Origin of the sequence: Nesterenkonia sedimenti (genome assembly GCF_012641515.1) — a bacterium.
Lineage (GTDB): Bacteria > Actinomycetota > Actinomycetes > Actinomycetales > Micrococcaceae > Nesterenkonia > Nesterenkonia sedimenti.
This window is the reverse complement of the sequence record NZ_JABAHY010000014.1, coordinates 1-21,694: the sequence shown is the minus strand read 5'-3', so window position 1 is coordinate 21,694 and position 21,694 is coordinate 1. Positions and strand designations below refer to the sequence as shown.

Annotated in this window: 19 protein-coding genes; 10 read left to right on the top strand and 9 right to left on the bottom strand. The window is 60.3% G+C overall.

Features of this window, described 5'->3' with window-relative positions; all coding sequences use genetic code 11:
• Positions 1–19: 19 nt before the first annotated feature.
• From HGQ17_RS12230 to HGQ17_RS15750, 3 genes are all read right to left on the bottom strand, one after another.
• Complete coding sequence (locus tag HGQ17_RS12230; RefSeq protein ID WP_168888231.1) at positions 20–970, bottom strand: LacI family DNA-binding transcriptional regulator; 951 nt, start codon at positions 968–970, stop codon at positions 20–22.
• On the bottom strand, positions 963–2,387 hold the full coding sequence (locus HGQ17_RS12225) for a fucose isomerase (protein WP_229503545.1): 1,425 nt from the start codon (positions 2,385–2,387) through the stop codon (positions 963–965). The genes HGQ17_RS12230 and HGQ17_RS12225 overlap by 8 nt, the downstream gene beginning before the upstream one ends.
• 222 nt (positions 2,388–2,609) lie before the next feature.
• Complete coding sequence (locus HGQ17_RS15750; RefSeq protein ID WP_168888229.1) at positions 2,610–4,097, bottom strand: FGGY-family carbohydrate kinase; 1,488 nt, start codon at positions 4,095–4,097, stop codon at positions 2,610–2,612.
• Positions 4,098–4,201: 104 nt separating this feature from the next.
• On the opposite strand from HGQ17_RS15750, the gene HGQ17_RS12215 reads away from it, so the two are divergent.
• The 5 genes from HGQ17_RS12215 (at position 4,202) to HGQ17_RS12195 (ending at position 10,611) form a co-directional block, all read left to right on the top strand.
• Entirely contained in the window at positions 4,202–5,905 is a 1,704-nt protein-coding gene (locus HGQ17_RS12215; protein WP_168888227.1) for a dihydroxyacetone kinase family protein, read from the top strand.
• Positions 5,906–5,986: 81 nt separating this feature from the next.
• Entirely contained in the window at positions 5,987–7,042 is a 1,056-nt protein-coding gene (locus HGQ17_RS12210) for an autoinducer 2 ABC transporter substrate-binding protein (RefSeq protein ID WP_229503544.1), read from the top strand.
• A complete protein-coding gene (locus HGQ17_RS12205; protein ID WP_168888226.1) occupies positions 7,032–8,570 on the top strand; it encodes a sugar ABC transporter ATP-binding protein in 1,539 nt (512 codons plus the stop codon). Before HGQ17_RS12210 ends, HGQ17_RS12205 begins: the two co-directional genes overlap by 11 nt.
• On the top strand, positions 8,567–9,568 hold the full coding sequence (locus tag HGQ17_RS12200) for an ABC transporter permease (protein WP_168888225.1): 1,002 nt from the start codon (positions 8,567–8,569) through the stop codon (positions 9,566–9,568). The genes HGQ17_RS12205 and HGQ17_RS12200 overlap by 4 nt, the downstream gene beginning before the upstream one ends.
• Before the next feature lie 80 nt (positions 9,569–9,648).
• Positions 9,649–10,611 (top strand): ABC transporter permease, encoded by a 963-nt coding sequence (locus HGQ17_RS12195; RefSeq protein ID WP_168888224.1) that lies wholly within the window; start codon positions 9,649–9,651, stop codon positions 10,609–10,611.
• A gap of 112 nt (positions 10,612–10,723) precedes the next feature.
• On the opposite strand, the gene HGQ17_RS12190 is transcribed toward HGQ17_RS12195, so the two are convergent.
• The 6 genes from HGQ17_RS12190 to HGQ17_RS12170 all read right to left on the bottom strand — a co-directional run bounded on the left by HGQ17_RS12190 (position 10,724) and on the right by HGQ17_RS12170 (position 14,630).
• A complete protein-coding gene (locus HGQ17_RS12190) occupies positions 10,724–11,083 on the bottom strand; it encodes a type 2 periplasmic-binding domain-containing protein (RefSeq protein ID WP_168888223.1) in 360 nt (119 codons plus the stop codon).
• 66 nt (positions 11,084–11,149) lie between these two features.
• A complete protein-coding gene (locus HGQ17_RS12185) occupies positions 11,150–11,701 on the bottom strand; it encodes a substrate-binding domain-containing protein (RefSeq protein ID WP_168888222.1) in 552 nt (183 codons plus the stop codon).
• Positions 11,702–11,703: 2 nt separating this feature from the next.
• Complete coding sequence (locus HGQ17_RS12180; protein ID WP_168888221.1) at positions 11,704–11,976, bottom strand: hypothetical protein; 273 nt, start codon at positions 11,974–11,976, stop codon at positions 11,704–11,706.
• A gap of 33 nt (positions 11,977–12,009) precedes the next feature.
• Complete coding sequence (locus HGQ17_RS15380) at positions 12,010–12,258, bottom strand: hypothetical protein (protein ID WP_229503543.1); 249 nt, start codon at positions 12,256–12,258, stop codon at positions 12,010–12,012.
• Complete coding sequence (locus HGQ17_RS12175; RefSeq protein WP_229503542.1) at positions 12,230–13,234, bottom strand: Na/Pi symporter; 1,005 nt, start codon at positions 13,232–13,234, stop codon at positions 12,230–12,232. The genes HGQ17_RS15380 and HGQ17_RS12175 overlap by 29 nt, the downstream gene beginning before the upstream one ends.
• Positions 13,235–13,388: 154 nt before the next feature.
• Positions 13,389–14,630, bottom strand: a complete 1,242-nt coding sequence (locus tag HGQ17_RS12170; RefSeq protein WP_168888220.1) for a Na/Pi symporter — start codon at positions 14,628–14,630, stop codon at positions 13,389–13,391.
• Between the two features lie 249 nt (positions 14,631–14,879).
• Between HGQ17_RS12170 and HGQ17_RS12165 the strand changes: the two genes are divergently transcribed.
• The 5 genes from HGQ17_RS12165 to HGQ17_RS12145 form a co-directional block, all read left to right on the top strand.
• Positions 14,880–15,758, top strand: coding sequence for a M48 family metalloprotease (locus HGQ17_RS12165; protein WP_168888219.1), 879 nt, complete (start codon positions 14,880–14,882; stop codon positions 15,756–15,758).
• A 129-nt stretch (positions 15,759–15,887) separates the two neighbouring features.
• Complete coding sequence (locus HGQ17_RS12160; RefSeq protein ID WP_168888218.1) at positions 15,888–16,952, top strand: ABC transporter substrate-binding protein; 1,065 nt, start codon at positions 15,888–15,890, stop codon at positions 16,950–16,952.
• A 7-nt stretch (positions 16,953–16,959) separates the two neighbouring features.
• Positions 16,960–18,741, top strand: a complete 1,782-nt coding sequence (locus HGQ17_RS12155) for an ABC transporter permease (RefSeq protein ID WP_168888217.1) — start codon at positions 16,960–16,962, stop codon at positions 18,739–18,741.
• Between the two features lie 81 nt (positions 18,742–18,822).
• Positions 18,823–19,944 (top strand): ABC transporter ATP-binding protein, encoded by a 1,122-nt coding sequence (locus HGQ17_RS12150; RefSeq protein ID WP_324615279.1) that lies wholly within the window; start codon positions 18,823–18,825, stop codon positions 19,942–19,944.
• A gap of 224 nt (positions 19,945–20,168) precedes the next feature.
• On the top strand, positions 20,169–21,694 hold a 1,526-nt coding region (locus HGQ17_RS12145), incomplete at its 3' end, for an HNH endonuclease signature motif containing protein (protein ID WP_168888216.1).

The following is a 21,694-nucleotide window of genomic DNA, read 5'->3' as shown; positions in this document are numbered from 1 at the left end:
GGCAGTCCCGAGCAATAAGTCATATCGGCTGTATGACATGAACTGGCGACTTACTCTCGCCCCGTAATCTCGACAACAGAAGAGACGCGGCTTTTAGCCCCATCTCCTTCGGATTAAGGCTGACGAAGTCGACCCCATCGAGGCCCTCTGCCATGAAGGGCAGATCTCCAATGACAGCGACACCGATTCCGTGCTCCTTCATTGATATTCTCCCCCTCAGTGCCCCAACTCCTATGAGATTGTTAGTCGCCAAGACTGCGTCAGGTGGTTGGGGATGCCGGAGCAATTCCAGCATTGCACTTTCCCCGCCATCAGCACGGAAATTGGTGTGCTTCAACAGATCACCGAAAAGCTCTGCCTCACTACCAGATAACGCTTCGACCCAGCCCTTGGCACGATCCACTGCAGTAGGAGTTCCCTGAGGACCTGTTATGCAAGCGATTCGCTTATATCCGCGTTCAACTAACGCCAGTGCAGCTTCCTTCCCGAGGGCATGGTTGTCAAACGTCACCTGATCAATGTCGACCTCGTCTAGTGCTCGATCGACCCCGACTACCGAAAGACCATTAGAAACCAATTTCTCGAGGTAGGAAGAATTTCCACAGGGCGCCAAAATGACGCCAGCAACATTTTCCTCTTCTGCGACGCGCAGATATTTATCTTGCTTCTCTAATTCTTCATCCGTATTGCAAAGCACCACTGAGAGATTTGCTTCATGGGCAACGTCTTCAACTCCCCGCGCTAAAGCAGTGAAGAAGGGATTCTCGATGTCAGGGATTATTAAAGCGAGAAGCTCAGAATTTTTCTTGCGCAATGAACGCGCTGTCCGATTAGGAGTATATTCGAGCTCCGCGATAGCACGTTCTACAGCCGCCTTATAGTGCGGACGCACCTTCTTCCCATTCAAGACTCGAGAAACTGTCGCAACGGAGACATTCGCCCGTCTGGCAACATCGCTAATCTTAGACATCAAATTCCTGAGGCAGCTTAATTTCTCCGCATAAATTCACATCAATACCCAATTCTCCAAACATGGCGACCTTCCCCCACAAAGCCCGATCCGCACTATCTATGCTGGGCAGGTAGGCAACGCTGACATGATTCGCCTTGTGTTGCGCCATGAACTGATTCCTGGTTATTCCGTGCAACACGACGTGCATAATCGGCCACTCAGGATTTGTAGCCTCTTTACGCCTTCGAGTCTCACTTGCGGGAAGCTTTACGACTGTGGCCCTACCAATATCAACATTTAATTTTCCCTTAGCCACGTACACCCGTGACCAAACAATTTCACCAGGTTTAGACACGCCATTTATAGTGGACCCGCCTGCTGGGAAAAAGATTGGATCCTGCCGCCAACCTTCGGCTTCGGCATACCCCTTCTCAAAGTGGGATGGGGGAACGCTCCCGGAGATTTCAAGAACCCAAACAAAATCTCCGTTGTACTGTTCGCCCCAACGAATATCGTGGAGGGTGGTCGCAGGATCGTGCCCCAATGCCCGCCAAATGCGGTTTGTCACCAAGGCATCAACAGCGGCACCCTCATCCACCTCATTAAAATGTGGAAGGGCCTGACCATCCCACAGAACTCGCGATCCATCCCGCGAGGTAACAGGTGGCCGCTGCACGTTATTCAGCAGGCCCTCTGCCAGATCAGAGGCCGGGGCCAAGTCCTTCAGCCCCTGTTGATACTGGATTCCAATCGCATCGACTTGAAAATCATCCGCAATTCGCAGCGCAGCGATGTACATCTTGTGCTGCCACCGCAGCTGGCTTTTCGTCAGTTCTGTACTTTCATCGCTCCCAAGAAAAAACCTCATGCCCGCATCTTCAAGCCACTTCTGCACATCGTCTGCTTCTGAGTCGTCGACCTGCTGCATCTCCGCCCAAAGGGCTGATTGGGAGAGCCTCTCCTTATAGATGCCGATACGGTTAAGCAGATCGTCATCAAAGATGGCGTTGTACATACCCATGCATCCTTCGTCAAAGACGCCGATGATGGCCTTGTGGCTGAGGAGTTCCCTGGCAAGCTTCTTCCCAAGGTCAACCTCCGGGATCTGGGGCAATTGCCGCAGGGGGCGAACATGTGAAGTGTCGTGTCGGATAGTCCCCGTGGAAATCCAGTCCTGGATACAGCTACGGAACCACTCGTCTATTCCATCCACAGTCCAGGTCGTAGAGTAGTCACGACCCATTTTGGTTAGACCAGCATTTAGGCCCAACAACCCCACCAATCCTGGCCAGTCACCTACGAAGTTCGCTACGGTGAGGACCGGGCCACGGTGGCTGCGAAGCCCGCCGAGCACATGATGGGAGTACTGCCAGACTGCCTCAGCCACAACAACTGGAGCCTGCTTGGGTATGGCATGGAACACGTCGAAGCCCATCCGTTGGCTTGTAATAAACCCATGGCCCGTCGTGGGATCTACAGGATTAGCGCGGACCAGTGACCACCCATATTCAGCGAAGACCTCGTGTAACAGTGTCTCCAGAGCTTCCTGGGCGGACCATCCGCTAATATTCGCGGACTCCCGCAAGTCTCCGGATGCTACAAGGTAGGCCGTCTTACTAGTGTCTCCCGTCATGATCTCTATCCTGCCCCAGAAGCCTCATGACGTAGTTAGGTTCACTAATGTGTGAACGACTTCCTGGGTGGCGGGATAAAGATCGCGGTAGACCGAATAAAGCGCGTTATATACCTCAGTGGCCTCCAGTTCAGGCGCGCACTCAGTACCCGGCGGATTCCATGAGTCAAGATCAATGTCGATGACCATCCCCGCGGCTAAAGCTGCAGCCCCGTAGCTGGCGCCGATCGTGACTGATGGAATCATTTGCGGCAGTCCCGTCACATCCGTGACGATCTGGGGCCACAAACTGCTCTGAGTTCCTCCCCCGACAGCGACTACACGATCTACGTCAGCCCCCGCCGCGCGCATAACCTCCAAGTTATGTCGCACGCCGTATGCCGTGGCTTCCAAGACCGCACGGTACATGTCTCCGCGGGTGTGGTTGAGGGTCAGCCCCGCAATGACACCGCGAGCATCAGGATCTTGCACGGGTGTTCGTTCCCCCGCAAAGTAAGGCAGAACCATTAAGCCGTTGGCTCCAGGCGGCGAGCCAGCGGCTTCGTGAATGAGTTGGGGGTAGTCGGCACCGGTCAGATCACGGACCCACCCAGTGATTGCCCCCGAGGTTGCCATTCCTCCAGCCAGACAGTGAGTTCCCGGCAGAACCCCGACCGTCCCCCACATCGAATCACTAATCAGCGGCTCCGTCACCGTTGATATAAGGAACATCGTGGTCCCATACATCAGCATAAGATCACCGGGTCTGTGCGCTCCAGCACTATACCCCTCTGCCCAGGCGTCAATAGTGCCGGTTACCACCGGCGTGCCTTCCGGAACCCCCGCAACGCGGACTGTAGTTCGCCCAGCCAGTTCACCTGCCCACTGCAGTCGAGGCAGCTCGATGCCAGGGGCTACTCGGTCAGCCCACTCTGGAATCCACTCATGAGTCCGGGGGTCGTAGAGCGGGGTGGATTGGGACGCGGAGTGATGGTCCAACACGTAGGCACCCGTCAACTTATGAACTAAGAAGGATGCAGGCATGAAAAACTTCCTAGCCTTTCCATACGCCTCCGGCTCATTGTCTCGGACCCACAAGATCTTTGGGCCAGCCGCCTGGCTACTTAGCGCAGAACCACACCTTTGACGAATCTCGTCGCGACCCATCTCTGCATCCAAGACTGTAATTTGGTCCCGCGCGCGAGAGTCCACCCCGTACAGGATGCCCGGACGCACAGGGTCACCCCACTCGTTAGTTAATACGACACACGGGCCCATTCCAGAGACTCCCACTGCCGCAACCTCGACGGCCTTATTCTGACTCAGGCTGCTGAGATCCCCCGTAAGTTCAGCGACAATCGCCTGAAACTCTTGCCACCACACGTCCGGGTCCATCTCAAAGTGGCCGGGGGATGGACGATTGACTTCATGAGAACGAACTGCAGACCGAAGAATCTCTCCACTCCGAGAGACCAAGACACCCTTGCTACTAGACGTACCGATGTCTACACCGACGAAAACTGGATCTGTCACGTGACAAGGTTCACAGAAATCGATTACACTTTCAAGCTAAAGAGGCACCCGGCGCCCGCTAACAAGAGGCTGGCGCGTCGATCACAAAGGAGTGGATCACTGCCGTGAAGAAGATCATCAACGCCCCGGCAACCTTTGTCGATGAAGTTGTCGAAGGGCTTCTGCTCGCCCACCCCGACGAATTGCGCGCAGTCTCCCCAGACAACCGAGCCTTGGTACGGGCTGATGCTGGAACCGGCGGAAAAGTCGGCATTGTCACTGGCGGAGGCTCAGGTCACATGCCATTGTTCCTTGGGTACGTCGGTCGAGGGTTATGTTCCGGGGTAGCCGTAGGTAATGTCTTTTCTTCGCCTTCCGCAGAGCAGATGTACGCAGCTACCGCGGCCAGCGACGACGGGTCGGGGGTCCTTTATCTCTACGGTAATTATGGGGGGGATGTTTACAACTTCGACCTCGCCGGCGACCTTGCTGCCAGCGAGGGAATTACGACAACCACTGTGCTGGGGACCGACGACATCGTCTCGGCCCCTGCGGAAAAGGCCGATACTCGGCGAGGGGTAGCAGGCTTGATCTTCGCCTACAAAACCGCCGGCGCGTCTGCCGAACGCGGTGATGACCTTGAGAAAGTCACCGAGATCGCCCAACGCACCGTAAATCGCACCCGCACGATGGGAGTAGGTCTATCCCCCACGATTCTGCCTGCAGCCGGTGAGCCCACCTTCACCTTGGACGAGGGTGAGATGGAAGTCGGCATCGGTATTCACGGAGAACCCGGACAACACCGGGGAGAGCTGGAGAGCGCCGATGAGATCACAGACCGGTTCCTGGCCGAAATCCTCACCGAGATAAAACTCACCGCCGGAGATAGGGTGGTCGTTCTAGTCAACGGCCTGGGTGCCACACCTCTGGAAGAGCTCTACCTCATCTACCGCCGCGTGCATAAGGTTTTGACTGATCGTGGCGTAGAAATCCACCGCAAATACATCGGTGAATACGCCACCAGCCTGGAGATGGCAGGGGCTTCTCTGTCTATCTTGCACCTGGATGAAGAGCTTGCCGAGCTTATTGATGCTCCCGCGAAGTCACCTTTCTTCCAACAAGGTGCAGCAGAGACTACTGTCCCGCAGACTAATCTCAATCAACCCCGTGTGACCAGCAAGACAACGTCACAGTCGGCACAGATCCGCACCATGGAAGAACCCGGCCGACTCCGGGAAATTCTGCTGGCGGTTACAGAACGCCTCCCTCGTCATGCTGACGAGCTCCGGGAGCTTGACTCTGCCCTAGGCGACGGCGATCTAGGCATCACGGTCTCCAGTGGAGCTGCTTCTGTATATCAAGCAGTCAAGGAGCTGCCGGTCGATGCCCACCCCGCCGAAATCTTCAAAGCCGCAGGTGCAGCCTTCTCCAGCGCAAACCCCTCTACCTTCGCTGCCTTACTGGGCGGGGGGCTGATCGCCGCAGCGCAGTCACTGAGCCAATCAAATACCTTCGATACCTCCGAACTGGCTAGTGCAGTACGTGCACTGACTGTACGCATCCAAGAACGGGGAGGGGCTCAGGTCGGGGATAAAACAGTCGTCGATGTTCTGGATGCCGTCGGCCGTACCCTCACCACCGAAGAAGGCGACCAAGAAACCCTTGCCAACTCCACAATGCGTACTGCCCAGGCCACCGTGGAAGAGGGGGCCAAACGCACCTCCCAGCGCGGCCGGGCCGCCTGGGTGGGCGAGCGCAGTGCAGGTCACCGCGACCCAGGCTCAGTAGCGGTGTTGCGGTTGATCGAGGAAGTCGTCGCTGAACTCTGAGCCTGGACTCATGCCCAGATCTAAACTCCCGGCCCGCGAACTCCACGGGCCGGATATCTCACCGATGAGAGGAATCGCACTATGAATATCCTGTCCCGCCGGGGAGTCCGCACCGCTATCGCCGCGGCTGCCGCGCTTCCCCTGATGCTCACTGCCTGCGGCAGCCTAGATGATGAAGGCGTCGACCCAGCAGCTGAACCCGGCACCAACGGCGGTGGTGACGGTGAAGGCCCCACGATCGTTACAGTCCCGAAACTGACCGGAATCTCCTGGTTTGACCGGCTGGGCGAGGGCACCGACACTTTCGCCGAGGAGACCGGGGTGGACGCCTATATGCAGGGCTCCGGCCAGGCTGACGCCAACGCGCAGGTGCGGGTCATCGAGGACCTCCTGGCCTCCGATGTCGACGCCCTAGCAGTGGTGCCCTTCCAGCCCGATGCTGTAGAGCAGGTCCTTGGCCAGGCCATGGATGAGGATGTTGTGGTCATCACCCATGAGGCCCCTGAGATCGAGAATGCCGACTGGGATATCGAGGCCTTCCGCAACGAGGACTACGGCCGCCACCTGATGGATGAGCTTGCCTCCCGGATGGGTGAGGAGGGCGAGTACGCCCTGATGGTCGGCTCCCTGAGCTCTGCCACCCATATGGCCTGGGTGGAAGCCGCTGAGGCTCACCAACAGGAGAATTACCCGGAGATGGAGCGGGTCGGTGACCTCATCGAAACCTCCGATGACTCTCAGGTCGCCTATGAGCGCATGCAGGAGCTGCTCTCGGCCTACCCGAACATCGCCGGGGTTCAGGGCTCAGCCTCCACCGACGTAGTCGGTGTCGGTCAGGCTGTGGATGAGGCCGGTCTGGAAGATGACATCGCCGTGGTCGGCACCTCCACAGCTAACGACGCCCGCGCCGGGCTTGAGAACGGCAGCATCGACGCGATCACCTTCTGGGACCCGGCCGATGCCGCCTACGCGATGAACGCCGTGGCCCAATTGGTCCTGGACGGTGAAGAGATCGAAGACGGCATGGACCTGGGCGTCGAGGGCTACGAGACCATTACCATTGAGGATGGCGTGATCTACGGTGACGAGGCCTGGATTACGGTGACGGCGGATAACGCAGACGAATATGACTTCTGATTCGTCAGCTAACGCTGCGGGGTCGTCGGTTCTGGAGGCCGGCGGCCCCTCGGCCGTGATCGCACAGGGTATTACCAAGACCTACGGCGAGGTCACCGCACTTGACAACGTGGACTTCACCGTACGCCCCGGCACCGTCCATTGCCTGGTGGGTGAGAACGGCTCCGGCAAGTCCACGTTGACCAAGATCATCGCCGGGGTCGAAGCCCAGGACTCGGGCACCGTGAGCGTAGAGGGGAGGGTGCTCAGCAGCATCGACCCCCGAACTGCCATCCAGCACGGAGTCCGGGTGATCTATCAGGACCTCGCACTGTTCCCGAATATGAGCGTGGCCGAGAATGTCGTCTTCCAGGGCAATCGTTCCGTGCTAATCCCGGTCAGTAACCGCAAAGCCCGCAAGAAGGCCTCTGAGGCATTGGCAGCTTTGGACCTGAACATCGATCCAGGCACGCGACTGGGGGACCTCTCCACCGCTGAGCGTCAGCTGGTCGCCATCGCCCGCACCGTCTCCTCGGACGGAAAGATCATCCTTATGGACGAGCCGACCGCCTCGCTGACCAGCCGAGAGATTGACCAACTGCTGGAGACCGTAGACCGGCTCCGTCAGCAGGGACTATCTTTTGTCTTTATCTCGCATAAGTTGCGTGAAGTAACCTCAGTCGCCGACGACGTCACCGTGCTCCGTGACGGGCAACTGATCTCTACCGGAAGGGCCGGCGAATACAGCCAAGAACGTATCGCTGAGCTGATGACCGGAGGGCTGGTGGAGAACAACCGGCGTGAGACACCCGCTCAGGAAGAGTCTGAGCCGGTGGTAGAAGTGCGGGGGCTGGGCTTGGCCTCGAGTTTCCATGACATTGATTTCAGCATGCACCGCGGACGCGTCCTTGGCCTGGCCGGACTTGTCGGATCAGGACGGATTGAAATCGGTCTCTCAGTCGCCGGACTGGTCCGGGCCGAGCGCGGCACCGTGAGGATCCACGGTGAATCAGTAGAGAACCGGCGGGCTGACAACCGCTTGCAGTATGTGCCTGATGACCGGCTCACTGAAGGCCTCTTCCTGGACTGGTCCATCGCGGACAATATTGTCACGAACCATCTCGACGGTGTGGTGACCCCTCGCGGCACTGTCTCTCCATCGAAGATCGGTGAGCTGGCGGATGACTGGCGCAGCAAGCTGCGCGTCAAGACCCCTGATGTCAGCCACCCGGTCTCATCGCTTTCCGGAGGCAATCAGCAGCGTGTGCTGCTAGCCCGTGCCCTAGCCCCGGAGCCGGATGTGGTTATCCTGAACAACCCCACCGTGGGTGTAGACATCGGTTCCCGCGCGGATATCCATGACGTGGTCCGCAACGCCGCCGATGAGGGAACCGCCTTCCTAGTGATCTCCGATGAGCCGGCAGAGTTGCTGAGCATCTGTGATGACTTGGTCTTCATCCACGAGGGCAGGATCATAGACCGGCGTAGCGCGGACAGCCTCTCCGAAGAGACACTCATCGATATCATCAGCGAAGGGGGACGGTCATGATCAAGCGACTTCTGGGAAGTCGTGAGCTTCTCCTCGCGGCAGTCATCCTGGTACTGGCTATTGTCTTCGGCATGCTGGCGCCGCAGTTCTTCTCATTTGCCCATATGTTCGGCATCGGGCGGAGTGCAGTGGTCCTGGGGCTGCTGTCCCTAGGCCTGCTGCTGGTGATGATCACTGGCGGTATCGATGTCTCGGTCTCAGCCACCGCCGTGGCTTCGATGTACATCACCTCAGTGGCGCTGCTGGAGCTGAACTACCACGGGCCTTTCCTACTTGCTGCCGTGCTTGCGGTGGTCATCGGAGCAGTTTTCGGCCTCGTCAACGCCACTCTCGTCACGATCCTGAAGTTACCCTCACTAATCGTCACGCTGGGCACGCTCACCCTGTTCCGGGGCGGACTGCTGGCCTTTGTGGGTTCGGATCGACTTCGGGAGCTTCCGGCAAAGATGAGCGAGTTCTCCACGGCTCAGCTGTTCACCTTGGAGACCGGCGGGCGTCCGGCACCCTTCCATGTCTCGGTAGCAGTGCTGATTGTCATCGCCGTGCTGCTGGCCTGGGCACTGCGCTCCACCACCTGGGGCAAAAGCATGTATGCAGTGGGCGATGACGAAGTTGCCGCCAGGAGGCTGGGGGTAGCCGTCACTCCGGTGAAGATCAGCGCTTTCGTCCTGGCCGGTGCGCTTGCCGGGCTCGCGGGGATTATGAGCGGTGCACTAAACCGGGCGGCAGATCCCTTCACGATTGTCGGCGTGGAGATGGATGCCTTGGCAGCTGTAGTGCTCGGCGGGGCTGCTGTCACCGGCGGTCGTGGCTCTGTGCTGGGCACCATGCTCGGGGTCATCCTGATCACGATGGTTGCGGCAAGTCTGGTGCTGGTGGGAATCCCCTCGGCCTGGCGGCATGCCTTCGTCGGTATCTTCCTGCTACTGGGTCTGGGTATTCCGGCCCTGAGACAGCGTCGTATTGAAAAAGCCCGCGGAATGGTGGTGAGCAACTAATGGAAGCACGTCTGGGAAGCAGGCAGTATGTCATCGCGCTCATAGCGCTGGTGGTGCTACTTTTCGTTATCCTCAGCATCTTGGCCCCGAGCACCTACCCCACCTTGAGGAATGTCCTCTCCATGGCCAGTCAGATGGCGCCTCTGGGTCTGTTAGCCCTATGCGTCTCGCTGACCTTCCTGATCGGCGGGATTGACCTCTCAATCGTGGCGGTGGCCAACGCCGGGGCGATTGCCGCAGCGATGACAAGCACTGCCCTGGAGCCCTCGTTAGGTGCCCCCGGAGCCTCCCTGGTGGGCGTTGCCGCCTGTCTGGCCGTGGGGGTGATCGCCGGGGTGATCAACGGAACCCTCGTCTCTCAGCTGCGGGTTCATCCGATCCCGATTACTCTGGGCACGATGGCCCTGTTCACCGGTATCGCTACCGGTGTCACTGGCGGGGCCACCCAGTTCGGCACCGGGTCTTTGGGGTTCTTAGGTTCGGGCACCATTGCCATGGTCCCTGTCTCGTTCCTGCTGTTCGTCATTGTGGTGCTGGCGCTGGCCATTATCACCACCAAGACTCGTTTCGGCTTCAAGATGTACGCCGTGGGCGCCTCGGATAAGGTCAGTCGGTTCGCCCGTTTAGAGGTGGAGAAGGTCCAGGTCCGCACCTATATGCTCAGCGGGTTCATCGCCTCGATCGCCGGACTAGTGATGTTCGCAGGCTCCAACGCGGCCAATGTGTCCTTCGGGTCATCCTGGCTGATCCTAGCGATCCTGATCGCCGTGCTCAGCGGCGTGGATCCCTATGGCGGCAAGGGTCGGGTACTGCTCGTGTTACTGGCCGTAGTTGGGATGCAGCAGGTCCAGACCGGGATCAACATGGCACTGGGCCGCTGGGACGGTGCCAGCTTCGCGGCTGAATTCACCTTTGGGGTCCTGCTGATCGCTGTGCTGGGCCTCAACCGCCGACTGGGCAAAGCCGAGCGTCGGAAACTGCGCAAGAAGAGCAAAAGCGAGGAAATACAGCAGGGTGAGCCCACCCTCGCTACCCCCGCTTAGTTCATAGTTGGTTCTGCCTCAATGAGGTCCCGGTCATGGTTTGTCAACCAGATCGGGGCCTCATCGCAGGACTTGATTTTTCCAGACGGGGGGCCAGCCCCGGACTTCGGAGTCAGTCCAGCAGTTCGCCCACCGGTTCCTCGCGGAAGGGATCACCCTCGTAGAGGGAGCCGGTGGTCCGGGTCTCCAGCCGGTGCCGCACGCTCTCGTAGTCGTCCTCGGTCAGACGGTAGAAGAAGGTGCGCGGCATGATCTCGTAGGCGTTCTCCACGTAGTAGGAGACGAACTCCTCCAGGTCCTCGTTCTCCTCCAGGGATTCGAGGTTGACGTAGATGAACAGGGGGCGGGCCAGCGGAGTGTAGCTGCCGTTCTGGGCGTTCTCCAGGGTGGGGGCCACACCGTCGATGCTGACCGAGGAGAGCTGATCGCGCACCTCGTCATCGGCGGCTGTGTAGTAGTTGCCGATACCCATGAAGCCCAGTGCGTTCTCATCCTCGTAGATCCAGGTGGCCAGCTGATCGAGGTCGTCAGTCTTCTGCTAGTCATCGCGGATCCCGCCGGTCTCGCCGACTACATAGTGGGTGAAGACATCGAAGGTTCCCGACCCGGAAGGACGTCCGGCCAGCACGATCTCCTCGTCCGGCCACTCCGAGCGCAGATCAGACCAGGTGGTGACCTCGGAGCCGGGTTCCCAGATCGCCTGCAGCTCCTCCATGGTGAGGTCACCGGCGAAGTCGTTGGCCTGATTGCGCACCACGGTCAGGGAATCCAGGCCGATGGGCAGCTCGATGAACTCCACACCGTTCTGCTCACACTGGCTGAGGAAATCAGTCTGAGCTTCGGGTCCGGGGATCGCCTCGGAGGCATTGTTGATATCCACATCCCCGGAGCAGAAGGCTTCAAAACCGGTGGTGGTGCCATCGGCGTTGACCTCCACATCGAAACCGCCATCGGCGGCGATCAGCTCAGTGATCGGCGCGACAGTGGCCGAGCCACGGGCCACAATGGGGTCCCCGCTGGCCTCCGCATCGCCGCCACAGGCGGTCAGGGCAAGAACGCCGAGGACGCCGGCTGCAGCCTGATGTCGCATTCTCACTTCTCCTCCCCGGTTGCTTCTGCCGACTCCCTGGACCGCTCATCGGCCCCGCGCAGTTCGGTGATCATGATTTGCAGGAACTCCTTGGCCTCGGACCAACGGACAGTGGCGTTAGCGAGATGCTCCTCCAACTTTTCGATCTCTTCATGCTGACGGCGCTCTGACTGGATGCGAGTGAGCTCAGCACGCAGCTCCAGGATGGATGCCTCAGCCTCACGCAGCACACGTTCCAGGCGGGATTCGACGTCGTACTCTTGGTTTTCGCTCATCAGTGGTCCTTAGCTCATATGGTGCGGCAGCGGTCAGAATGCGGTGGTGGCAAAGATCAGGATCAGCGGCAGCACAACGAAGACACCTAGTGCCCATATACCGGCATAGATCTTGCGTTCGGCTGCGAGATTGGCCAGCCAGGTCGCTCCCCTCGGCGGCAGGTCCCGGATCACCGGCAGACCGAAGATCACAATGACCGCGAAGAGGTTGAACATCAGGTGCACCAGGGCCGCAGTCAGTGCGGCGGTGGCCTCAACCCCGTCGAAGGCGAAGGCCGCCACCAGGGCGGTGATAGTGGTGCCGATAATTGGTGCCGAGGGTGAAGGGGTAGATCTGCTTCATGGTGAATGCCCCGGATCCGGCCAGGGGTACCGCCAGGGCTGTGGTGGTGGAGGAGGACTGGACCATGACGGTGATCACGGCACCGGAGCCGATGCTGGTGACCGGGCCGCGGCCGATGGCGGTGTGCAGGACCGCCTTGGCTCTGCCGACCATCAGGATCTTCAGCTGCTTGCCGATGAAGTTGATCACAGCCAGGATCAGCACGATGGCGACGACGATCATGATAATCCCGTGCCAGGCCCCGGGCAGGAAGCTCAGGGAGTATTCGATACCGTCTGCCAGGGGGCTTGTGACAGTGCTGACAACAGTTCCGATGCCGTCGAAAATCGTGTTGATCAGACCTGCTTCGGCGCCTGCTGTGGAATCCGCGATGGAGGTGGAGATTCGCTGCAGCAGACCGAAGATCATCTCCAGGGGCAGGAAGATCACCACGGCGATGAGGTTGAAGAAGTCGTGCACGGTCGCGGCGGCGAAACCGCGGCGGAACTGCTCTTTATCCCGAACCATGCCCAGCGAGACCAGGGTATTGGTCAGAGTGGTACCGATATTGGCACCCATGATGATCGGCACAGCCACCATCAACGGCAGTCCGCCGGCCACCATGCCCACAGTCACCGAGGTGGTTGTGGATGAGGACTGAGTCAGCGCCGTAGCGGCCACACCGATCATCAGCCCCACCAAGGGGTTGGAGGCGAACTCGAAGAGAGTCTCGGCCTGATCCCCGGTGGCGAGTTTGAATCCGGAGCCGATCACGTTCACCGCGGTGATCAACACGTAGATTGCCGCTGCAACGGATAGCCAGTTCGCAACGCTCAGGGCAGTTCCTTGAAGGCCGAACCTTTCGAAGGGGCTCCGGGGCAGTGTGGTGGCCTCGGGCTCTGCCTCTGCAACAACGTCGACAGTGGTCTGGGACATCCCCTGCTCCTCGAGGTGTGGGTTCCGCCAGCTGGAGACCAGCGGCTTACGCTCAGGGAGACTAGGGATTCAGGTGATACGTTCCAGGTCTATACAGTGAATAGGAGATGAACTCTGAGCGAATCTATCGTGGGAGTTCAGAGCCACCGGAACTCTAAAGCAAGAAGATCAGTGCCAGCGGCAGACCGATGAACACGGCCAATACCCAGGCGAATGCTGCGACCTTGCGCTCGGCGGCGAGGTTGGAGAGCCATTGGGCACCCTTCAGGGGAAGCTTCCGGATGCCCGGGATCCCATAGATGACGGCAGTGCCGAAGACGTTGAAGAAGAGGTGAACCAGGGCGGCGGTCAGCGCGATAGTGCCCATGGGACCATCGAAGGCGAAGGCTGCGACCAGACCAGTAATGGTGGTGCCGATATTCGCGCCCAGGGTGAAGGGATAGATCTGCCGCAGGGTCAGCGTTCCAGAGCCTGCCAGCGGAACCATCAGAGCCGTCGTCGTCGAGGAGGACTGGACCATCACAGTCACCATGGCACCTGAGCCGATGGAGGTGATGGGACCGCGACCTACAGCGGAGTTCAGCACCCGCTGCGCCCGGCCGACCAGCAGGGCCTTGAGTTTGCGGCCGATGAGGTTGATGACTGCCAGGATCAGTGCAATGGCGACAACGATCATCGCCACACCGGCCCACAGACCCGGCAGCCAGCTGAGGCTGTAGGCGATGAAGTCAGCCAGCGGGGTGGTCGCACCCTTGACTACAGTTTCGATACCGTCGAAGACGCTGTTGAGCAGGCCGGCCTCGGCACCGGAGAGCATACCTGCGGCCGCGGAGGCCAGGCGCTCCAGGAGGCTGAAGGCGATTTCCAGGGGCAGGAAGATCACCACGGCCAGCAGGTTGAAGAAGTCATGCACAGTCGCGGCGGCGAATCCGCGGCGGAACTGTTCCTTATCCCGCACCATTCCCATACTGACCAGGGTGTTGGTCAGGGTGGTGCCGATGTTCGCGCCCAGGATGATCGGCACGGCCACGCCGAGGGGCAGCCCGCCGGCCACCAGACCGATGGTCACCGAAGTGGTGGTCGAGGAGGACTGCGTCAGCGCAGTAGCGACAATGCCAACCATCAGCCCGACCAGCGGGTTGGCTGCGAATTCGAAGAGCTCGGCGGCACGGTCGCCAGCTGCCAGGGAGAAGCCGGAGCCGATCACGCTCACGGCTGTGATCAGGACGTAGACACATACCGCGACGGTCAGCCAATTGAGGATGGCATGGGCACGCGGGGAGAGCTTCCGGCCCAGGCGTGCTGGAACTGGAGCGGGGGACTGGGTGTGGCCAACACCGGGATCGGTGGTTGCGTGGGAGGTCTGCACCTTCTCCGGCGCGGGCAGAACAGCCATGAGTCTCCGTTTCCTGAATATCAGGCGACCGACCAGGTGTACTGGAGCGGTCCAGTTCTTCGTTCCATTGCACAGTGACAGCCGAAAGTGAACTTCAGGTGAACTCAGACCAAATAACGCTCAACCTGCACAGAATGTGAGCAATGTCATCCCGGGAAGAGCGGGGTCATAGAATGGCGTTATCCCTAGATAACTGGGAGATTCAACCTAGGCAAAAGCCCCGCAACCCGGCAACAGGAGCGTGAACTGATGCACCATCACCACGGACGGCTGCGAACTATGGGACTGCTTGCCTTCCTGTTCGCCATGGTGATGTTGGTGGGCGCCATCGTGGCCTACTCCACCAACAGTCCGGCATTCCTCTTCGTCTTCGCCGGAATCGGTGTGTTCTCGGTGGCGTACTCCTATTGGAACTCCGACAAAATCGCCACCCGCGCCATGCGTGCCTACCCCGTCAGCCGGGAGCAGGCGCCGGCCCTCTACGAGATGGTCGAGGAGCTGGCCCACCGGGCCCAGCAGCCGGTGCCGAGGATCTTCATCGCCCCGAACCCCACCCCGAATGCCTTCGCCACCGGACGCAACCCGAACAAGGGCGTGGTCTGCTACACCGAGGGCATCCTGAACCTGCTCACCCCGCGTGAGCTGCGGGCGGTCACCGGCCACGAGCTGATGCATATCTACAACCGGGACATCCTGATCTCCTCGGTGGCGGCGGCCGTGGCCGGCTTCCTAACCACCATCACCCAGTTCTTCATCCTTTTCGGCGGTGGCCGCGGCCGGGGTCAGCAGCAGAACCCGCTGATGCTCATCGGTTCGATCCTCGCGGTGATCCTGATGCCGATTGCCGCCAGCCTCATCCGTTCCTCCATCAGCCGGACCCGTGAGTACGACGCCGACTCCGACGGCGCTGAGCTCTCCGGGGATCCCCTGGCACTGGCCTCGGCACTGGACAAACTCCAGAACGGCATCTCCCGGATTCCGCTGCAGGAGGACCCCAAGCATGACGCCCACGCCCATATGATGATCGCCAACCCTTTCGGTCCTCGGGCAAAGCAGATGTTCTCCACTCACCCGCCGATGGAAGACCGGATCGCGCGGCTGAAGGAAATGGCCGGTTACCGGGACTGAGCCGGTTGAGCCCAACTTTTCCTGGACTTCGGCTGGTGTTCACCTTCTAGTCGCCGGAGGTTTGCGGGGCATCCCTAACGTCAGAACGCGTAATCACCCGCGCCTGATGATTCAAGGGAGAACACCTGCATGCGCTCACGCCAGCTGACTCTGGCCGGAACTGCTCTGGCCGCCCTCATCCTGTCCGCCTGCGGAAACGGCGACGGCGACTCCGCCGGGGCTGACCTTCCCGATGACCTCGAAGGTGAGCTGACCTTCGTCTGCTCCCCCAATGAGGAGCTCTGCGCCGCCTGGGCCGATGCCTTCGAGGCTGAAACCGGAGTGCAGACCAACTTCGTTCGGCTCTCCGCCGGTGAGGCCCTGGCCCGCCTGCAGGCAGGCGGTGAGGTCCCTGAGTTCGATGTTTGGCATGGTGGTCCGGCCGATACCTTCATCGCCGCCATGGATGAGGGGCTGCTGGCCCCCTATGAGTCACCGATGGCTGATGAGATCGAAGACGATCTGAAGGACCCCGAGGGCTACTGGACCGGGGTCTACCTGGGCGCCATCGCTTTCTGCTCCAACCAGGATCGGCTCGATGAGCTCGGCGTGGAGGCCCCCGAGTCCTGGGACGATGTCCTGGACCCCGCATATGCCGGTGAGCTCTCCATGGCCCACCCGGCGACATCGGGGACTTCCTACACTCTGCTGTGGACCCAGGTTGAGCGCCTCGGCGGTGAGGATGCCGCCATCGACTACATGCGCCAGCTAGACCAGAACGTCCTGCAGTACACCCGCTCCGGTTCCGCCCCGGCCCAGATGGCCGGCCGCGGCGAGGTCACCAGCGCCCTGATGTTTGCCCACGGCTGCCAGTCTCAGATCGAGGAGGGCTTCGACAACCTCACCATCTCCTTCCCCGAGGAGACCGGCTATGAGATCGGTGCGGTCGCCATGATCGAGGGCACCCAGAACGAGGAGAACGCTCAGGCTTATATCGACTGGGCCCTCTCCCCCGCTGCCCAGGACATCGGTCCTGAGGAGGGCAACTACCAGTCCCTGACCCACCCCGACTCCATCTCCGATGACCGGATGGTGGACCTCGATGAGATCAACCTCGTGGACTACGACTTCGAGCAGGCCGGTGAGAACCGCATCGAGCTGACCCAGCGGTTCGACGACGAAATCGCCGAAGAGCCCGACGAGGACGCTGAGTAATCCACATATGACAGTTGGGTCCGTCACTGCAGTCACCCCAGGGACCCCGGCGGCCCCCGAAACCGGCGGCAGTGCTGCAACGCTGCCGCCGGGCCGGAGCAAGCGTCGGCGTCGGGGTGGTTCCGGCCGGAGGATGGACGGGATCACCCTGGCCATGCTTCTGCTGGTCATCGCCGCCCTGACCCTGCTCATCGGGCTGCCGGTGCTCAATGTGCTCAGCGAGGCCTTCTCCGAGGACGGCTGGGCGGTGCTGGAGCGGTTCTTCACCTCCCCGGTGCAGCGCGGTATGTTCGTCAACACGGTGGTGCTGGGTCTGGTCACCGGTGTTATCGGCACCGCTGTGGCCTTCATGTTGGCCTACGCCCAGGCCCGGATGCGGTTCCCTGGGAAACGGATTGTGCATCTGCTGACCCTGGTGCCGATCATTTCCCCGCCATTCGCTGTGGCAGCCTCGACCATCACACTGTTCGGCCGTTCCGGGATGATCACCGAAGGGTTCTTCGGTCTGCGGTCTGATTTCATCTACGGTCTGCCGGGGCTGACCTTTGTGCTGGCACTGAGCTATCTGCCGCTGGCCTATCTGAACCTCTTAGGCATGATCCGGGCGCTGGATCCCGCCCATGAGGAGGCGGCATCCTCGCTGGGCGCCTCCCGCTGGCGGGTCTTCCGGACGGTGACCCTGCCGATGCTGGTCCCCGGTTTCGGTGGCGCCTTCCTGCTGCTGTTCGTCGAGGCGATCAGTGACCTCTCCAACCCCCTGGTGCTCGGCGGGGACTACTCCGTGCTGGCCTCCAGCGCCTATAACGCGATCATCGGTCAGTACAACCTGCCCGGTGGTGCCGCCTATGCGCTGGTACTGATGATCCCCGCCGTCGCTGTTTTCATCATCCAGCGGTACTGGGCTCAGCGTGGCTCCCATATTTCGGTCACCGGTAAGCCTTCAGGCAAACCCCCGACGACGACGGCGCCCGCCATCGTGCTGCCGGTGCTGGCGGGGGTATACCTCTTCGCCGCGACCGTGGTGTTGCTCTACGGGACGATCATTGTTGGTGCCTTCGTCCGGATTCTGGGGGTCAACAACTCCTTCACCCTGGACAACTTCGAATATGTGCTCACCGGCAATATCGGCTCCGAGGCGATGGTGCACACCATCCGGATGGCGCTGGTGGCCACCCCGATCGCCGGGGTGCTGGGCATGCTGGTGGCCTGGCTGGTGGTGACCAAACTGCGCCGCGGGGCCGGGCTGCTGGACTTCCTGGGGATGCTGGGTATCGCAATCCCGGGGACCGTAATCGGCATCGGATATCTGTTGAGCTACTCCACTCCCACCACTGTCTTCGGGGTGCCGCTGCTGCCGACCCTGGTGGGCGGTTCGGCGGCCTTCGGCGGGGCGATCGCCATTGTGATGGCCTTCTGCTCCAGCTCCACACCTTCAGGCCAGCGGGTCGGTATTGCTGCACTGAAGCAGATCGATCCCAGCCTCGAGGAGGCCAGCCAATCCCTGGGGGTCTCCAGCGCCGGGACTTTCCGCCGGATCACTCTGCCGCTGATCCGCCCGGCGTTTATGGCCGCACTGATGTACGCCTTCGCTTCGGCGATGACCTCGATCTCGGCGGTGATCTTCCTAACCACCCCGAATGCCCGTCTGCTGACCCAGCAGATCCACAACATGGTCGAACGCGGTCAGTTCGGCAATGCCTTTGCCTACTGTGTGGTGTTGATGGTGATTGTGCTGATTGCCATGTTGGCCATCCACCTGCTGACCAAGCGGATGCGCAGTGTCCGCTGATAAGAGAGCGACTCGGGACCCGGGCAATCCGGAGACCTTCCGAGGAGCGAACGCAATGACCCCGATGAGGAGTGTGCACCTGTGAGCACCGAAACTGCGACGCCGGCAATGCACCAGACCCGCAGCGCCTCCGGCCGGCTGGAGCTGACTGACCTCGTGAAGATCTATGAGCCCGGCAGTGATGTACGCGCCGTCGACGGCGTGAGCCTGCAGATCGAACCCGGGGAGTTCGTCACGCTGCTGGGTCCCTCGGGCTGCGGGAAGACAACGATCCTGCGCACTGTGGCGGGGTTCGAGACGCCGACATCGGGTTCACTGACCCTGGACGGGAAGAACTTGCTGCGCCAGTCCCCCAGCAGGCGGCCGGTGTCCATGGTTTTTCAGTCCTATGCGCTCTTCCCCCATATGACCGTCCGGGAGAATGTGGGCTATGGGTTGAAGGCCGCCGGGATCAGGACTCGTCAGGTGAATGAACGGGTGGATGAGGCCTTGGAGTCGATGAGCCTGAGTCCTTATGCGGATCGGGCGCCGGCGCAGCTTTCTGGTGGTCAGCAGCAGCGTGTGGCACTAGCCCGTGCGATGGTCACCCGCCCAGAGGTCATGCTTTTCGATGAGCCCTTGAGTAACCTCGACGCCGCGTTGCGTGAACATATGCGCTTGGAGATCCGTCGACTGCAGCGTCAGTTAGGAACGACGGCGCTCTATGTCACCCATGATCAGGCCGAGGCTATGGCCATGAGCGACCGCGTGGTGGTGATGAACTCAGGACGCATTGAACAGGTGGGTCCGCCCCGTGAGATCTACCGGCGTCCTGCTTCCCGTTTTGTCGCAGGATTCGTGGGCAGGGCGAACTTCTTTGACATCCAGCGCCGCAGCGCCGATGAGACCAGTGCTGAGGTGGAGCTGTGGGGCCGGGTTTACACCGTGCCTGCGCATCCGAGGGCTCGGGAGACTGAGGACCTCACCCTCCTGGTGCGCCCCGAGTCCCTGAAACTGACTCCTGAATCGGGGGAGTCTGGTCCCGCGACAGCTGTAGTGACTGCTGCGGTGTTTATGGGCGATCGTGTGGAGTACGAACTCACTAGCGGGGAGAGCCGGCTGTTGGCTACGGTGATGGATCCCGCTGAGGACCAGATTATTCCTGAGGGCAGTCAGGTGCGCTTGGACCTGATTCCGGAACGGGCTTGGCTACTTCCTGCCTAGCTTGGACTCGTCACGGTCCCGCGCCCCACCAACCAACATTCACCCACAGCACTTTCCTCTCTGACTACATCCACGTCTTCAAGTCAGAGCATTGACGAGGGTGGTTAGAGGACATCACTGACAGCCATTGACCGACTCCTTTCATGCCACCATGTCCAGTAAACTTTCGTAGTTTTCTTCCCTGAACTATTGAACTAGAACATGTGATCTACTACACTTAGAACATGGGCAAGAAACTATCGACTACTGAGGCACACTCAGTACTCGAAGCTGCCCGCAAGCACTACCGGCGTTCTCGCCGGGAGGAAGCTGAGGCAGTATCCCGCCTGCTGGCCTATAAGGAACACCGCATAGAAGAGATCAATGAGAGCCACTCCTTCCGGAAGAACGCTCGAATCAAAGAGATCTACCAAGAATGCGCCGAAGCACTCGGTGTCCCAGTCCCTACGGCTCGGCGGCTCCTAGATAGTGTGGAAACACTCGCCGAGAAGCTGCCTGAAACCTACGCCCTGTATCAGCAGGGTGAAACCGATCTGACCTCTGTTCAGAAGGTCAACCGCTGCATTGAGGGAATCGCGCACCGCCCGGAGCTGATGGAGACACTCGATCGTGAGCTCCAGGTTAAGGCTCGGGAGATGAACTCCGCGGAGCTGGATAACTGGCTGAAACAGCGGGTCCCGCAGCTGGATGTCAAGGCCCACGAGGATCGCTATGAGCGCGGCAAGCAGAAGCATTATGTGGCCTTCAAGCACCTCGATGATGGCACTACTCGGTTCCATGGGCTGATTGCTACTACCGCGGCTGCGAGCATCGAGCAGATGCTGCACTCCATGGCACGGAACATGCCCCGCAAAGCAACAACCACTGACTCTGGGGAGCCGGTAGATGAGCGGACTCAGACCCAGCGAATGGCAGACATCTTCACTTCAGCCCTGACTAACGGACTACAGGGAACACACGTGTCCTCCGCTGCGGAAGTCGCCTCCACCGAGAACGGGAAGCTGCCTCTGCTGACTGAGACCACAGAGGGCGCAGGTACTCCTGATGCCACCAGCCTCGTGCTGGGACCCACCGGAGTCGGTGCCGCGAAGATCGGGATCCTCATCCCCGTCAAAACACTGACCGGTGAATCTGATGATCCGGCGATCAGCTGGGACCGGACATGGATCCTGCCGGCCAGCGAGGCTCGCGCTATTGCTGCGGATACCAGTGCGAAGCATGACTGGTACGCCGTCGGCGTCACCCAGGACGTTGCAACCGAAGATTCAGGTTCCACTGGTGTCGGTGAAGTCCTCACCGTCACTAAGTCCCGTACAGCACCGGCCTCCACCAGCACTAAGGACATTGATCAGTGGGNCGGTGACTCTGCGGCTGAGGGGGAACCCACCATTGGAGTTGGTGAAGTGCTCACCGTCACCAAATCACGTACCGCCCCGGCCTCCACTAACACCGCGGACATAGATGCTTGGCTCAGCAAGACCGACCCCGAGGCCAATAACCTGCTGACCAAGACCTATGAATCACGTACCGCCCCGGCCTCCACTAACACCGCGGACAGAGATGCTTGGCTCAGCAAGACCGACCCCGAGGCCAATAACCTGCTGACCAAGACCTATGAATCACGTACCGCCCGAGCCCACCAGCGCAACGCGGTGCTGATCCGGGATGGGCAGTGCCAGACCCCAGGGTGCACCGAATCCGGCTGGGCCGCAGAAATCGACCACAAACAGTCATATGAGACCGGTGGAGC